15 protein-coding genes are annotated in these 15,101 nt (G+C 56.5%); 6 read left to right on the top strand and 9 right to left on the bottom strand.

Translation table 11 applies throughout. The features are described 5' to 3' along the window. Positions 1-63: 63 nt before the first annotated feature. Positions 64-1,167, top strand: coding sequence for an ABC transporter ATP-binding protein (locus BUA39_RS15845; RefSeq protein ID WP_072794255.1), 1,104 nt, complete (start codon positions 64-66; stop codon positions 1,165-1,167). 23 nt (positions 1,168-1,190) lie between these two features. On the opposite strand, the gene BUA39_RS15840 is transcribed toward BUA39_RS15845, so the two are convergent. After that, on the bottom strand, positions 1,191-2,444 hold the full coding sequence (locus tag BUA39_RS15840) for a cytochrome-c peroxidase (RefSeq protein ID WP_072794205.1): 1,254 nt from the start codon (positions 2,442-2,444) through the stop codon (positions 1,191-1,193). 36 nt (positions 2,445-2,480) lie between these two features. On the opposite strand from BUA39_RS15840, the gene BUA39_RS15835 reads away from it, so the two are divergent. Beyond that, positions 2,481-2,951: a tetratricopeptide repeat protein gene (locus BUA39_RS15835; protein WP_072794204.1), complete on the top strand. Its 471-nt coding sequence runs from the start codon at positions 2,481-2,483 to the stop codon at positions 2,949-2,951. Between the two features lie 59 nt (positions 2,952-3,010). Here the strand turns inward: BUA39_RS15835 and BUA39_RS15830 are convergent, their stop codons facing one another. The 6 genes from BUA39_RS15830 to BUA39_RS15805 are packed head-to-tail and all read right to left on the bottom strand — an operon-like array spanning position 3,011 to position 8,770. Beyond that, complete coding sequence (locus BUA39_RS15830; RefSeq protein ID WP_072794203.1) at positions 3,011-4,078, bottom strand: TRAP transporter substrate-binding protein; 1,068 nt, start codon at positions 4,076-4,078, stop codon at positions 3,011-3,013. Between the two features lie 27 nt (positions 4,079-4,105). Beyond that, positions 4,106-5,581, bottom strand: coding sequence for a TRAP transporter large permease (locus BUA39_RS15825; protein WP_072794202.1), 1,476 nt, complete (start codon positions 5,579-5,581; stop codon positions 4,106-4,108). Further along, positions 5,581-6,171, bottom strand: a complete 591-nt coding sequence (locus tag BUA39_RS15820) for a TRAP transporter small permease (RefSeq protein WP_072794201.1) — start codon at positions 6,169-6,171, stop codon at positions 5,581-5,583. Before BUA39_RS15820 ends, BUA39_RS15825 begins: the two co-directional genes overlap by 1 nt. Before the next feature lie 48 nt (positions 6,172-6,219). Next, entirely contained in the window at positions 6,220-6,723 is a 504-nt protein-coding gene (locus BUA39_RS15815) for a flavin reductase family protein (protein ID WP_072794200.1), read from the bottom strand. Beyond that, positions 6,723-7,613, bottom strand: coding sequence for an aldo/keto reductase (locus BUA39_RS15810; RefSeq protein WP_072794199.1), 891 nt, complete (start codon positions 7,611-7,613; stop codon positions 6,723-6,725). Before BUA39_RS15810 ends, BUA39_RS15815 begins: the two co-directional genes overlap by 1 nt. Continuing rightward, the gene (locus tag BUA39_RS15805; protein ID WP_072794198.1) at positions 7,613-8,770 is read right to left on the bottom strand and encodes an LLM class flavin-dependent oxidoreductase; all 1,158 of its coding nucleotides are present in this window, start codon (positions 8,768-8,770) and stop codon (positions 7,613-7,615) included. The genes BUA39_RS15810 and BUA39_RS15805 overlap by 1 nt, the downstream gene beginning before the upstream one ends. Positions 8,771-8,871: 101 nt before the next feature. On the opposite strand from BUA39_RS15805, the gene BUA39_RS15800 reads away from it, so the two are divergent. Further along, entirely contained in the window at positions 8,872-9,582 is a 711-nt protein-coding gene (locus tag BUA39_RS15800; RefSeq protein ID WP_423219947.1) for a GntR family transcriptional regulator, read from the top strand. Between the two features lie 11 nt (positions 9,583-9,593). Then, positions 9,594-10,685 carry a Gfo/Idh/MocA family protein gene (locus BUA39_RS15795; RefSeq protein WP_072794196.1) on the top strand — a complete coding sequence of 364 codons (1,092 nt, stop codon included), beginning with the start codon at positions 9,594-9,596 and terminating at the stop codon, positions 10,683-10,685. A 53-nt stretch (positions 10,686-10,738) separates the two neighbouring features. On the opposite strand, the gene BUA39_RS15790 is transcribed toward BUA39_RS15795, so the two are convergent. Beyond that, positions 10,739-11,968 (bottom strand): MFS transporter, encoded by a 1,230-nt coding sequence (locus BUA39_RS15790; protein ID WP_072794195.1) that lies wholly within the window; start codon positions 11,966-11,968, stop codon positions 10,739-10,741. Positions 11,969-12,119: 151 nt separating this feature from the next. Between BUA39_RS15790 and BUA39_RS15785 the strand changes: the two genes are divergently transcribed. Then, entirely contained in the window at positions 12,120-12,749 is a 630-nt protein-coding gene (locus BUA39_RS15785; RefSeq protein WP_072794194.1) for a DNA-3-methyladenine glycosylase family protein, read from the top strand. Beyond that, positions 12,746-13,411, top strand: a complete 666-nt coding sequence (locus tag BUA39_RS15780; RefSeq protein WP_072794193.1) for an alpha/beta hydrolase — start codon at positions 12,746-12,748, stop codon at positions 13,409-13,411. Before BUA39_RS15785 ends, BUA39_RS15780 begins: the two co-directional genes overlap by 4 nt. A gap of 133 nt (positions 13,412-13,544) precedes the next feature. On the opposite strand, the gene BUA39_RS15775 is transcribed toward BUA39_RS15780, so the two are convergent. Continuing rightward, complete coding sequence (locus BUA39_RS15775; protein ID WP_072794192.1) at positions 13,545-14,930, bottom strand: IS5/IS1182 family transposase; 1,386 nt, start codon at positions 14,928-14,930, stop codon at positions 13,545-13,547. Between the last annotated feature and the right edge of the window lie 171 nt (positions 14,931-15,101).

Genomic DNA, 15,101 nt, shown 5'->3' with positions numbered 1-15,101 from the left:
TTACACCCGGTCAAAATCCGATGGTTTTCATCGGGCATTGACCGGGCATTGCAAGAGGCCGCTGTGAGCGTACAGGTTCCGACCCAATCACCCCCGCGGCTTGAAGTACGCAATCTCTACCGTCAATACGGCAATCGCACGGTTGTGGATGACGTATCCCTCAGCATTGAACCGGGGCAAGTGACTTGCCTTTTGGGCCCATCTGGCTGCGGGAAATCCACAACCCTACGCATGATCGCGGGCGTCGACATGCAGGACCGGGGCGAGATCTATGTTGATGGCAAGCTGATCTGCGACACGGTCTATCGAGTGCCCCCAGAGCGCCGAAAAATCGGCCTTATGTTTCAGGATTTTGCGCTTTTTCCGCATATGAGCGTCGCTGACAACGTGGCGTTCGGATTAAAGGACTCGGCCCCCAAGAAACGGTTGCGGGTCGAGGAACTGATGGAAAAAGTAGGCCTGTCCTGGGCCATCGACCAAGCGCCGCATCATTTGTCGGGCGGCGAACAGCAGCGCGTGGCTTTGGCCCGCGCCTTGGCCCCACGCCCGCGCATTATGCTGATGGATGAACCCTTTTCGGGTTTGGACAATCGTCTGCGCGACGACATCCGCGATGAAACATTGGCGCTATTAAAGGACGAAGACACTGCCGTATTGCTGGTGACCCACGAACCCGAAGAAGCGCTGCGGATGGCCGATGAAATCGCGCTGATGCGGGATGGCCGGATTGTGCAGCAAGGCTCTCCCTACAATATCTACAACGCGCCGGTAGATCGCGAGGCGATGGCCTTTTTCAGCGATATCAACATCATTCGCGGCACAAGCAATGGCGCGTTGACCGATACGCCGTTTGGGCAGTTCCTGACACCGGGCTGTGCCGAAGGGGCTGCTGTTGAAATCGTCATTCGCCCTCAGCATTTACATCTGGATTTCGACCGCGCTGGACAAGGGCCAGCCCCAACCGCAGCCCATGGTCAGGCCGCTTTGGGCATCGTCGAACGCGCACGGTTTATGGGCACCGAAAGCCTTGTTGAATTCCGTATGGACTATGACAACAGCAAACTGAAAGCGACGGTGCCGAATGTCTTTATGCCCAAACCGGGCATGCGGTTTTGGCTTACGTTGCGGCGTGACAGGTGCTTTGTCTTTCCTGAAAAAGCAAAATAATATCAATGCGTTCTACGCGAGACTTAAGGCTCAAAGTCAACAGGAACGCCAAAGGGTGGCTTGTCCAATGTGGTCCCTGTCAGCGCATGCATGAAGGCCACAAGGTCCGCAATCTGCTGATCTGAAAGATCGCGCGGTGTGATGTCGAGTTTCGCGGCCTGCCGCTCCATTTCATAGCGGTCGGACTGCACAACAAAATCAATCGCGGCAAGCCAAGGCACCTCTGGCAGGTTTGCCATATCCCGGCTCCACGCCAGCCGCGCGCCGGCCGGGTCAATGTGATGGCGAATGATGCCTTCCAGATCAGGATAGGCTCCGTTGTGGCCGTAGGGGGCAGTCAAAGCCACGTTGCGCAACATCGGGGTGCGGAACCGATAGGCGTCATCTAGGTCGTCACTTTCGCCCATACGTCCGACGTCACGCACCATCGGGTCAAAGCGCCGGGTGCGTCCGGGGCCAAAGGCGGGCAGGCCAAGCGCATGGAACTTTTGATCGCTCATCAACGATCCTGAATGGCAGTCGCTGCAGCCAGCCTCGCCATAAAACAGCGCCATCCCCGAAAGTTGCTGCGCCGTCAAAGCCTCAAAATCTCCCGCCAGATATTGATCAAATGGGCTGTCGATACTGCGCCATTCCACGGCTTGAAAGGCCGCCAAAGCATTGGCGATTTCGGTGATCGCGACCTCTTCGGGCGCATCAATGTGATCAAACGCTTCAACAAAGCGCGCGCCATAATCCCCCGTTATGCGCACCGTTTTCGCAATGATCGGCCAAGGCGCATCAATCCGGTCGTGCACGGCCCCCGCGACCTGATTTTCACCGGGGTTACCGGCCATTTCAAACTGCGCCACCAGTGGAAAGATTGCCTGCGCCGCCAAAAGCGAATTCAATCCCTTTGGCAGCCATTCCTCGGCAGGGGAATTGAACCCGTTTCCATAGTCATCCGACAGGCTCAGGCGACCGTCGTGAAAGAGCGTGTGCAGGTCTTTTGCACCTAGATTCCAAAGTGGCGGCGCATTGCGTGGAATGCGCTTGCGAATGCGGTCGGCACCCATGCCAGCGGTGCGATCTGGACCGAGGCCAACACCCCCTTCGCCAATACCCAAAGATAGCCCATCGCCGGTGCCGTGATCAGGATGATGACAGGTCCCGCAGCTAATATTTCTGTTCCCTGACAATATTTTATCGTAAAATAGATCACGCCCTAGTGCCGCCTGTTTCATGTCAAACGGCAGGAAATCTGCGTCCGTCAAAGGGGCCGGAAGATCGCTGGCCATAGCTGGCAGAGCCACTAGAAATGAGAGACCAAAAACATGCGCGCGATAGCTTTTGGATTGGCCCTTTTGGGAACGCCGGTGATGGCGGAAATTGAACATGCCCGTGACCTTATGGAAGAGGGGAAATTTCAGCAAGCCTACGAAGAACTCTGGCCTGCGGCGCGTTCTGGCAATGCCGACGCCGAGGAGTTGATCGGCGTAATGTATGCCATGGGGCTTGGGGTAGAGCGTGACGATCAGCGCGCGTTTGAATGGTATTTGCGCAGTTCGCTGAAAGGGCATCCCGGTGCGCAATCTGGGATCGGCTGGTATTACGAAATCGGGCGCGGCATGCCTGCGCCGGATCTGGTGCGCGCCTATATGTGGTACACGCTGTCGGCCATCGGAGGCGACCCGGATGCTGCGATCTCTTTGGAAGAGGTCGTGAAGAAAATGACGCCGGAACAGATCGAAAAAGCGCATGTGCTGGTGAATGACTACAAGGTTTGGATGTATCCCTTCCGCTAAGGGAAAAGGGAAAAGGGCGAGGCACTTAAAGTGCCTCGCCCCAGATCAATGCACGTGGCTTATTGCACGTCGACCGCGCGCGCCGCTGCAACAGCAGCTTCTGCTTCGGCAACCGATGCGTTCAGCGCGTCAAAGATGACCTCACCATTGGCAACGTTGGATTTGAACCAGTCATAAACCGGCGCTGCCGCTTCCTTGAACATCGCCTTTTCTTCTGGCGTTGGCACGTAAAGGTCACCACCGCCCGCGACGAACTCTTCGTAGGCTGCGATTGATTTACGCTTTGGTGACGCAAAAGTCGCCTGCTGCAGCTGATAGAAGCCGTCGCTGACAACTGCGCGCAGGCCTTCCGGCATGTCCATCAGTTTTTCATTGTTCATGAACCACAGGGCACCCATGTAGGCGTGACCGTCCAGCGTGATGTACTGCAGACCAGCATCAGGGAATTTCATACCCATGATGTCTGTGATGCCGTTTTTAGAGCCTTCAACAACGCCGGTTTGGAACGACGTGAACAGCTCTGGCCATGGGATCGGGGTCGGGGAAGCACCAAGGGCTTTCACCAGCTCTTGTGGCAGGTCCGCAACCACGGTCCGGATTTTCAGACCTTCCATGTCAGATGGGGTCTGAACACGGCGCTTGGTGTTGGCAAAGTTGCGCCAGCCGCCGGTGTTACCAACCGTCATCAGGCGGATCATGCCGCCGGAATCTTCCATCACCAGACCCTTCAGCGTGTTGGAAAACTCGCTGCCGCTCGCCAGAGCGGTTTCCGCAATCCGGTCGTCCGCCATCAGGTAGGGCAGGTCAAGCACCTGCACATAGGGGAAGATGCCAGACACGCCGCCAGAGGTGCCCACATAGACGTCAATCGTGCCGTCCCCGACGCCCTGCAGACATTCAGCGCCGTTGGAACACAGTTGTGTGCCCATGAAGATTTCGACTTCGATTGCGCCGTTGGATGCGGCTTCGACGTAGTTTTTGAAGACGACAAGACCATCATAGTCTTCGTCGTTTTCATTGGCGTTGGCGGTTGCGCGGATCGAATAGTCCGCCGCGCTTGCCGCGGTCACCCCGGTGGCTGCCACAAGTGCAGCGACCGAAAGTGTTTTCAGAGTTTGTTTGAGCATAGTTATTCCTCCCTGTTACTCAAAAACCTAGTTCGCAAATCCCGTCAGACGCGGGACCGTCATGGATATTGCTGGGATATATGTGATTAAGAAAATCACAGCAATTTCAACAGCTAAGAAGGGCAAGATCGCCTTGGCGATGGTCTCTACCTTCTCTCGTGAGACCGCAGCAGCCACAAAGAGGACAAGCCCCATCGGCGGCGTCGCAAGACCCACGGTCAAGTTCACACTCATAATGATCGCAAAGTGGATCGGGTCCACGCCGAGGTCGATAAAGATCGGCCCCAAAATCGGCCCCAAGATGATGATCGCCGGGCCTGCATCCAGGAACATACCGACGATGAACAGCAAGAGGTTGATCAGGAACAGCAGGACCAATGGGTTCTCACTCAGGCTCAGGATGAACTCGGCAAGAATCTCTGGTGCGTGGCTCAGGCTTACGACCGTCTTAAAGGCCATCGCGGCACCGACCAGCAGCAGAACAACCGCGGAGGTGATGCCAGCCCGGATCAGAACGTCTGGCAGGTCCTTAAAGCTCATGGTGCGCAGAACACCAAAGGCCACGATCAAGGCATAGGCCACGGCGACAGCCGCCGCTTCGGTCGGGGTAAAGACGCCCGCCAGAATGCCGCCAAGGATCAGAACGGGTGTTTGCAATGGCACCACGGCACGTTTGCAGACCATACGGAAGTCATGATTGACCACGCGACGCAGGCCCAACATCAAACCATGGGTCACAAGAATGCCACCAAGGTAGGCCAGCCATTTTGCTGTGCTGGTCGCCTCTGCGCCGAGTGGCACGAATTGCGCCAGCAGAAGACCGATGTTCAGACGCACAAGCACAAAGGAGAACCAATATTCCAGCGGGCCGAGATTGATGCCCGTCAGCACCACACGCTTCGCAGGGGGCAGGTTATAGCGGTCAGCGGTCAGTCGGACCATGACCATCAGACCAACGCCCACCATAATGCCCGGTACGATCCCGGCCAGGAACAGCGCGGCGACGCTTTCACCCATGACATAGGCATAGATGATCATAATGCCCGAGGGCGGAATGATCGGTCCGATCACGGAGCTTGCCGCCGTAACGGCTGCTGCAAATTTGCGAGTGTAGCCTTGTTTCTCCATCGCAGGGATCAGCATGGACCCGAGCGCAGAGGTATCTGCCACGGCAGATCCAGACAGGCCCGCAAAAAGGATCGAGGACAGGATGTTCACCTGCGCCAGACCACCACGCAGGTGCCCCATCAGCGCTTGGGAAAACTCCACCAAACGAATGGTGATCCCGCCGCGGTTCATCAATTCCCCCGCCAGCATAAAGAAGGGGATCGCCATCAGCGGGAAACTGTCCATCCCGTTGTAAAGATTGCGATAAAGCAGGGTGATGTCTTTTTCCTGACCGTTCATCCACAGAAGGATGCCGGGGGCCGCAAGCAGACCAAAGAAGACCGGCAGGCCAATGGTCAGGAAAATCAGGAATACGGGTAAGAACCAAATTAGCATTATTCTGCGCCTCCCATGTCGGCTTCGTCGATTTCAGGCAGACGATCACGTCCACCCATCAGCCCTACGAGGCTGCGCAGTAAGAGTTCGATATTGACCGAGATCAGCAGCACGATGCCCACAAACAAAGACATCATCATCCAGCTGCGCGGGATGCGGAACCATTCGTCAAATGTGATCGAGGTTGGCAGATAAAGCGATGCCGTGGCAAAACGCCCGCCAAAACCGGTGACTTCGCCGTAGCCGATATTCACCGACACCAGCAGTACCACCATCGAAATCGACAGCAGAAACAGGTTTAGGATATCACCAACCCGTTTGGGCAGCAGATCCGGCACCGTTTCAATCGCCACGAAGCCGCCACGCCGAAAGGCCGTGGGGGCCATCAGCCCCATCATCCACAGCATGCCAAAGCGCGCCGCTTCATCCGGCCAGGGCAGGGCGTTATTCAAAAGATAGCGATAAAAGACCTGAATCAGGATTGCCGCGACCATAAAGGCCACCGCAATACATCCAATGCCACGTCCAATCTTTAGGACGAAGGCATTGATCACATGCAACGGTGTTAACACCGCCAATAATCCCCCCATGAGGACCTCCCTATGTTTTAGGCCCGCCTCCTCAAGCGGGCCGTGCGCTTATGACTGCGCGAACTGGCCGTATTTTCCGGCATAAAAGGCCAATGCGTCTCCCTCGCGCATTTCGGCCCGCAGAACTTCTCCGAGAATGATCTTGTGGTCTCCGCCTTCAAAATGCGCGCTGCGTTTGCATTCAAACCGCGCCAGCGCATTGGCAATGACCGGCACCCCCTCGGCATTCACCTCATGTGGTAAATTTTGCAGCGCAAATGCATCTTTTGCAAAGCCCCAGCAGAGCGAATCCTGCTCTGCCGCCAATATGTGAATGGCGTAGTGTTCGGCCTTGTCAAAATACGGAAACCGCCGAGATGTCTTGCTCGGCGACCAAAGCACCATGGGCGGGTCCAGTGAAACAGACGAAAAACTATTGGCGGTGATGCCAACCGGCCCGTCCTCTGACATCGCGGTCACAATGGTTACGCCGGTCGCAAACCGCCCAAAGGCATCGCGCAGCAGGCGGGTGTTCTCGGCGTCTGGTTTAAAACTGGTCACTGGCATATTCATTATGGAACCTCTTTGCCGAGCGCGGCCTCGTACAGACGATACCAGCTTTCCCGGTCCAGTTTCACTTTCAGCGCATCAGAGATTTTGCTGATACGGTCGAGGTTGTTGGTGCCCATGACGGGCAGGATCTTGGCCGGATGGGCCAGCAGAAAGGCGACAGCCACCGCCGCACGGTCCACACCAAAGGCATTTGCGATTTCATCCATCACGGCGCCCATTTGCCCAGTGTTGCCGATCAGGTTACCGCCGCCCAGAGGGGACCACGCCATGACAGCATCGCCCTGACGCTGGTGAAACGCCAGATCGCCATTTGTGAAGGGGCTGATTTCACCCAAAGACAGTTCGATCTGGTTGGTCACCAGCGGTGTTTTCATGGCCGATTGCAGCAACTCCCAGTCCCAAGGACGGAAGTTGGAAACGCCGACGTTCTGCACCTTGCCAGAGGCCACGATGTCATCCAATGCGGCCCCGGTTTCGTTGTGATCCATCAGAGGGTCGGGACGGTGGATCAGCAGAAGGTCGATTTGCTCAATCCCCATCGCATCCAGCGAAATGTCGACAGATTTCTCGATGTGGGCGCGCGAGGTGTCGTAGTATTTCACCTTGGCATCGGAATAGCGGCCAATCGGCGCGACGATATCGCATTTGGTCACAATTTCCATCTGGTCGCGCAGGGCAGGGTTCGCCTTTAGTGCACCACCCAAAACCGCCTCGGCCCCGTAGTCGCCGTAAATATCTGCCTGATCAAAGGTAGTGATCCCTTGTTCCAGACAGGCTTGGATCTTCGCTTCCACATGGGCAGGCGAGGTGTCTGTGTCATCGCCCAAACGCCACATGCCATAGACGATGCGGCTCATGTGGAGGGAGGAAGAGAGTGTAATGCGATCCATTAGCGGCGGACTCCGTTGCCGAGGGGTGTTGCGGGTGTTTCTGCTGGCACACGGCCATATTCATGCGGCAAGGAACAGGTTTTCAACTGCGGTAGAACACGGCTGCCAAAATGCTTGGCCTCGTCGATATGCGGGTAGCCCGAGAAGATGAAGGCACGGATGCCCATCTTTTGGTAGGCTTCAATTTTCGACAGAACCTGATCGGTTGACCCGACCAGTGCCGCACCACAGCCCGACCGCGCCCGGCCCACGCCAGTCCAGAGGTTGGGTTCAATATAGCCGTATTTGTCGGCCAGCTCACGGTTCTTCGCTTGATGGCTGACACCCAAAGAGCCTGAATCCAGCGCGCGTTCGCGGATCATGCGGCCGTATTCATCATCCAGTTTGGACGTGATGTAGTCCGCATATTCCTGCGCTTCTTTTTCGGTGTCGCGCACAATCATGTGGACGCGCAGACCGTAGTCCAGCGTGCGGTCGTATTTTTCTGCGACCGCGTGCACCGCTTTCATCCGGCCTTCCAGCTCTTCCATCTTTTCAGGCCACATCAGGTAGACGTCGCAATGCTCGCCACACAGATCGAGCGCGGACGGAGAATAGCCACCAAAGTAAAGCAGCGGGCCGCCGTTTTGCTGATAGGGCTTCACCGGATCAGTTGTCAGGCCTTTGAAGTTGTAAACTTCGCCTTCGTGGTTGATTTCGTCCTTCGTCCACGCCTGACGCAATATCTGCACAACCTCGCGCGAACGCTGATAGCGATAGGCGCTCTCTTCCTTTTCGCCGGGGAAGTCAGAGCTGATGATATTGACGGTCAACCGGCCCTTCAGCATGTGATCCAGCGTCGCGATGGTGCGCGCCAGCATGATGGGTTGCACCTCGCCACAGCGAACAGCCGCCAGAAGATTGATCTTATCAGTGATCGGGGCGCAACCCGCCACGAAGGACAGCGTGTCCTGTCCAACTTGGTAAGAAGACGGGCAGAGGATGTTCCGAAACCCTTGCTCTTCGGCGACCTTCACAATGTCAGAGCAATGCTCCCAAGAGCTGCGCAAGTCGCCATCTGGCACGCCAAGGAACTCATAGTCATCTGAACAAAGCGCCGAGAACCAGGAGACTTCCGCCGCCTGCAGGTCAGGGGATGTTATCGGAATGACAGTCATTTCTTTTCCTTTGGCTTGCCTTCACTTGAGACTTAGTTAAACATCCAAACAAAGGTGCATCAATGGTGTATCAATTATTTTCCGCAGGGTGAAAGGGATGTATCAATTTGTCCAATCACAAGCGTAACGCACTGCCTGTCTACATTCAGATCGCGGAGTTGATCATCCGCGATGTCAGTTCCGGTCGTCTGACAGACGGCGACCGTCTGCCGCCCGAAAGAGACATGGCAGCGGAATTCAACACCTCTGTTGGCACGCTCCGCAAGGCGCTTGCAGAACTCACAAATAAAGGACTTTTGGAGCGAATTCAGGGGTCTGGCAACTATATTAAGACCGGGCAGGTAAGGGACTCTGTCTATGGGATGTTCCGCCTTGAACTGCCCGAAGGCGGAGGATTGCCGCGTGCCGACATCCTGTCTGTGGCGACCCTAACAAAGCCCTCTGACCTGCCGCGATTTGGCTTTGCAGATCGTGCCGCACGCATCCGTCGACTGCGCTATTTGAATGATACAATTATCGCGGTCGAGGAAATCTGGCTCGACGAATCGGTAGGGGTGGTTACGGCAGATGCGCTGTCTGATTCCCTCTATCGCTATTATCAAAAGCAGCTTGGCTTCTGGATCACGCGCGCCGAAGACCGCGTGAGCATCGGAAATGTGCCGGATTGGGCACCGCAAAGTTTCACAAGATCACCGGGCACCCCGGTGGGATATATCGAACGTTTCAGTTGGGCAGACCAAGACCTGCCCATCGAATTCTCTAGAACATGGTTTGACACGGATCAGGCGCTCTATGTGCAGCGCCTGAAATAAGGGAGTACGGCATGACCCGTGACATCAAATATGGCATCATCGGCTGCGGCATGATGGGCCAGGAACACATGCGCAATATCGCCTTGCTGGAAGGGGCGCGTGTGGCTGCGATCTTTGAACCAAATGAGATCATGGCAAACGCGGCCAAAGCGATTGAGCCAAACGCCGCACTTTGTGGCTCTCTTGAAGAGCTGTTAGATCGGGACGATCTGGATTGCCTGTTGGTTGTCAGCCCGAACCACATGCATGTGCCGCAACTGGAAACCATCGCCGCACGCAACCCGCTGCCTTTGCTGATGGAAAAGCCGCTGTATACGGACCCGGCGGATGAGGCGAAGCTGCTGGCTTTCCGCGAAAGCTACCCCGCGCCGATTTGGGTTGCGATGGAATACCGCTATATGCCTCCAATCCAGACCTTTGTTGAACAGGTGCAAAAGGCCACCGGCGGCGTGAAAATGCTGACCATCCGCGAACACCGATTTCCGTTTCTGGAAAAAATCGGCAACTGGAACCGCTTCAACAAGAACTCTGGCGGCACTTTGGTGGAAAAATGCTGCCACTTCTTTGATCTCATGCGCCTGATCATCGGGGCAGACCCCGTGCGGATCATGGCCAGCGCAGGGCAAGAGGTGAACCACCTTGATGAAAACTACGATGGCGAAGCTTCAGACATTTGGGACACCGCCTATGTGATGGTTGATTTCGCCAATGGCGCGCGCGGCATGCTAGAGCTTTGCATGTACGCCGAAGGCAGCACCTTTCAAGAAGAGATCAGCGCCGTGGGACCAAACGGCAAGATCGAAGCACTGGTGCCGGGGCCGGGGCGGTTCTGGCCGACCCACCTCGGAGAGCCGCCGGTGTCGCAGGTCATCATCAGCCCGCGTACTCCTAAGGGGCCGCAGACGGTCGAAATCCCCGTGGACCCAACCATTCTGGACGCCGGTGATCACAATGGCTCGACATTCTACCAGCACGTCAAATTCCTTGAGGTCGTGCGCGGAACGGGCGCGCCTGAAGTGTCATTGATGGACGGAATTCAAGCGGTGAAAATGGGGCTGTTGGCACAGGAATCAGCCACAGAAGGATGTGCGAAAACCTTCTAATCTGGCCTGAGGTTTTACACGAAGTAACGCGCGCAAGTCATTGCGCGCGTTATTTATTGTGCAGGTGTATGTTCTAAGTCGTCGGTTGGGCGCAGCACCAGCCATATCAGTGCACCACCCGCCAGAACAAGGAATGGCACCATCGCCAGATTGACCGCATTCCAACCCTGAACTGCGTCTCCGCCAGAGCAGTTCATCAGCCCACCAGAAGCCAGCGATGCCATTGTGACGCCGCCAAAAACAATCAGGTCATTCATACCCTGCATCTTGCCGCGTTCACTGGGCGTGTGGGACATGGTCAGCATTGTTGTCGCGCCGATAAACCCAAAATTCCAACCGACCCCCAGTAAGATCAGGGCGATAAAGAAGTTCTCAAGCGCCACACCCTGCATCGCAACGCCGCCAGCGCAGGCCAGGATCACCAGACCCAAAGCAACGATTTTCTCCGCCCCGAAACGCGCAATCAGATGCCCGGTAAAGAACGACGGCGCAAACATCGCCAGCACGTGCCCTCCCACGATGTCTGCCGCATTGTTTTGAGTGAATCCACAGCCAACCACCGCCAAAGGGGTAGAGGTCATCATCAGGTTCATCAGCGCATAAGACACAGTCGCGCAGATCACAGCGACAGCGATTTTGGGCGTCGTGATCAACTGCCACCGAGAGCGGCCTTTCGCGGCGTCATCCACATCGTCGGCGCGCTCTCGCACGTCCAGAAAGCAAAACAACAGTACGCCCACAAGGTTCAGAACGAACACCGCCGCATAGGTGCCCATGAATGGGATCACCATTGCATCCGCTGTGACCTTCGCGATCTGAGGCCCGATAATCGCCGCTGCCAAGCCCCCCGCCATCACGTATGAAATGGCCTTGGGCCTGAATGCTTCCGACGCGCTATCGGCAGCCGCAAAGCGGTAAAACCCATGCGCGCTCATATAGATTCCAGTGAAAAGGCTGCCGATCAGAAACAGCGTGAAACTGCTGGTATATAGCCCATATGCCCCAACCGCGGCCCCAATGGTGCCACCCGCCGCGCCGACAAAAAATCCTGCGCGTCGCCCGTGTTTTTGCATGAAATTCGACATCGGCGTCGCGGACACCATCGACCCCAAAACGATGAACGATATCGGCAAGGTCGCAAAGCAGACGTTGCTCGCCAGTGACTGCCCGGCCAGCCCGCCAATGGTGAAAATCATCGGCATTTGCGCGCCAATCAGCGCCTGTGCGAGTACAAGAATAAAAACGGTGCGCTTCGCGCGACGATCATCAATCACATCAGTCATGCGAAATGGCTAGTCTGGTTTTCCTCCTATGAAAAGGACTTAGATCAAAGAAACTGAACCAATCCGTTCACAATTCGATTTTGCGCATGAAACGGATTTGACAGACCCGCGTGGATCAGGAAAAAACCGGGCCAAAAGGACCAAAAGCACCATGGTCGGACGGATTATCACATCAGAGGCCTGCGTGGCCGAAGGCGCCGCGTGGCTGGCCGATCAGGACGCCCGATTCCATCAGGCGCTAGAACTCACCGGCCCCTTGCCAACACGTCTGCGCAAAGACGGGTTTGATCAGCTGCTCAGCGCCATTGTCTCTCAACAAGTCAGCGTCGCTGCCGCCCGCGCCATTTGGAAACGCATGAAAGACGCAAAGCTGACCGGGCCGCGCAAAATCATGTGGGCCAGCGAAGAAGAATTGCGCGCCGTGGGGCTGAGCCGCCAAAAGATACGCTATGCCAAAGCGCTTGCCGAAGCGCGCATTGATTTCAAAGGTTTACGCGATAGACCGAATGCGGAAATTGTCAAAACCCTCACCCAAGTCAGCGGCATCGGCGTCTGGACCGCAGAAATCTATGCCATGTTCAGCCTTGGCCGCGCCGATGTCTTTGCCCCCGGCGATCTTGCTTTGCAAGAAAGCGCGCGCATGCTGTTTGGCCTTGAAAAACGCCCGGCCGAAAAGCAACTGCGCCAAATGGCCGAAGCATGGTCCCCATGGAGATCGGTTGCAGCGCGGCTCTTGTGGGCCTACTACCATGTTGAAAAGCAAAGGGAAGGCATCGCATGACTCGGGTTTTGAACACGCTCCGCAAAGAACCACTGTCCGGCGACACACGCTCGGTCGTTGTCTTTCTGCATGGCTACGGCGCCAATGGGCAGGACCTGATCGGTCTGGCGGACCCGCTGGCGGAACATCTGCCCGACACGCTGTTTCTGGCCCCCGACGCGCCCGAAACCATCCCCGGAATGCCGATGGGGCTGCAATGGTTCCCGATCCCTTGGATTGACGGTTCATCCGAAGAAGAAAGCGAACGCGGCATGACCGCCGCGGTCGAAGACCTGAACGCATTTTTGGATGCGATGATGGTCGACGAAGACGTGCTGCCTGAACAAGTTGTTCTGTTTGGTTTTTCCCAAGGCACCATGATGGCCCTGCACGTCTCCCCCCGCCGCGAAGACCCGGTGGCCGGCGTCGTCGCTTTCTCAGGCCGCCTGCTGCGCCCCGAGCTTTTGAAAGATGAAACCGTCAGCCGCCCACCGGTCCTGCTGGTGCACGGCGACCAAGACGATGTTGTCCCCGTGCAATCCCTGCCGCAAGCCGCCGAAGCCCTGCAAGAGGCAGGTTTCAAAGACATCTTCGCCCATATTATGAAAGGCACCGCGCATGGCATTGCGCCCGATGGGCTGAGTGTCGCGCTGGCCTTTATGCGGGATAAGCTGGGGTTGTAGGGGCGACGACGTAGGCAAGCTGACGTTTTTAATTGGGTGCAGCGAATGACTGTTTTGAGCCGATTCTGTTGAAAAACAACGTATTGCGAGCGCAGAAAGTGGCGGCCTGAATGTAGCGTGAGCGCCTTTCTGATCAGGCTGTTCGGGGTTTCTGCGGTGCGGGAAAGATCTTTGCCAGTTTACGGAGGTTCTGGGCGGTTGCAGCGAGAAGGAATTCGTCATTTGCGCCGCATGGTCCACGTAATCGGAGGCGGCGCAACCCGAGAATGCGTTTGAGGTGAGCAAAGAGCATCTCAACCTTCTTTCGGAGCTTCATTGATATCTCGTATTGGCGGGTCTTGGCAATGTCGCGGGCCACCTGGCGAGCGTCTTCGTGTTCTTCCCGGGTGATTTTGCGGGCATCGGCGTTAGGGCAGCACTTGGGCTTGGATGGGCAGGCCTGGCAGGTTAGCTTCAGCGCGCGATAGCGAGCTGTGCCTTTGCCGGTCGGGCCGCGGTTCGGGTCTGAGTAATTGCGCCGGAACTGTTTTAGGGCATGTCCCTCGGGACAGATGTATTGATCGTTCTCAGCATCCCATTCGAAGTCGGCGCGGGTCCATGTGCCATCGTTGCGCCCGGATTTATCAAAAACAGGAATGTGCGGTGCAATCTTGCGGTCAACCAGCCAGCCCAGCATTGGCCCGGTGCCATAGGCCGTGTCAGCGATCAGGCGTTCAGGGTGCAGATCGAACTTGGCCTTCACCCGCTTCAGCATGGTCTTCGTCGATCCAACCTCAGCCTGCCGGATCGATCGCGTCGCCTCCACATCGACGATAACCCCGTGATCGGTGTCGATCAGATAGTTGTCGGAATAGCTAAAGAAAGCAGGGCCTTTACGTGCCGCCGTCCATTGGCTGGCGGGGTCGGAATGGGAGGTGAACTTCGGTTGCACCTTGCTGGCGGCACCGAATGCAGCTTCATCCAACGTGTCGAGATATTCGCGAACGGCGCGAGGGGCATCGGCCGGGTCGATGTCGGAGGCGTCCCACTCTTCCTTGGGTGTCGAGTTCTGCTTGTTGGCATCCGCCTCGATAAGGCTGGCATCAATTGCCATGCGCTGCCCGCTCACCAGACCCTCCGCGATGCAGCGCGCCACAGTCGTCTCGAACAGATGACGCAGCAACTCACTCTCGCGGAACCGACCATGGCGGTTCTTGGAAAACGTCGAATGGTCTGGAACGCGGTCCGTCAGATCGAGACGACAGAACCAGCGATAGGCGAGGTTCAAATACACCTCTTCGCAGAGCCGCCTTTCGGATCGGATGCCAAAGCAATAACCCACCAGAAGCATCCTGATCAGCAGCTCGGGATCAATCGAGGGGCGGCCTGTGTGGCTGTAGAAGTCTGTAAGATGCGCACGGATGCCAGCCAGATCGACAAACTGGTCAATCGACCGCAGCAAATGGCTCTGAGGCACGTGATCTTCCAGCGAAAACTCGTAGAACAGCGATGCCTGCGCTTCCTGCCTCGGTCCCATCATCGTTCAATCCCCCGTCTTATACGGAATTGAATCACCGGCTTCGGTCTCGATCAAGGGCGAGTTTTTCAACGAAATAAGCCCAAATTTCCTAATACTGCACGATCGACGAACGGGTGCGAAGCACACACAGCTGACACTGCTCCTAGTGCGACCTTTACCAAACCAGACCTA

The organism is Cognatishimia maritima (assembly GCF_900129685.1).
GTDB lineage: Bacteria > Pseudomonadota > Alphaproteobacteria > Rhodobacterales > Rhodobacteraceae > Cognatishimia > Cognatishimia maritima.
The sequence above is the reverse complement of the archived record's forward strand: the minus strand, read 5'-3'. Positions and strand labels throughout refer to the sequence as shown.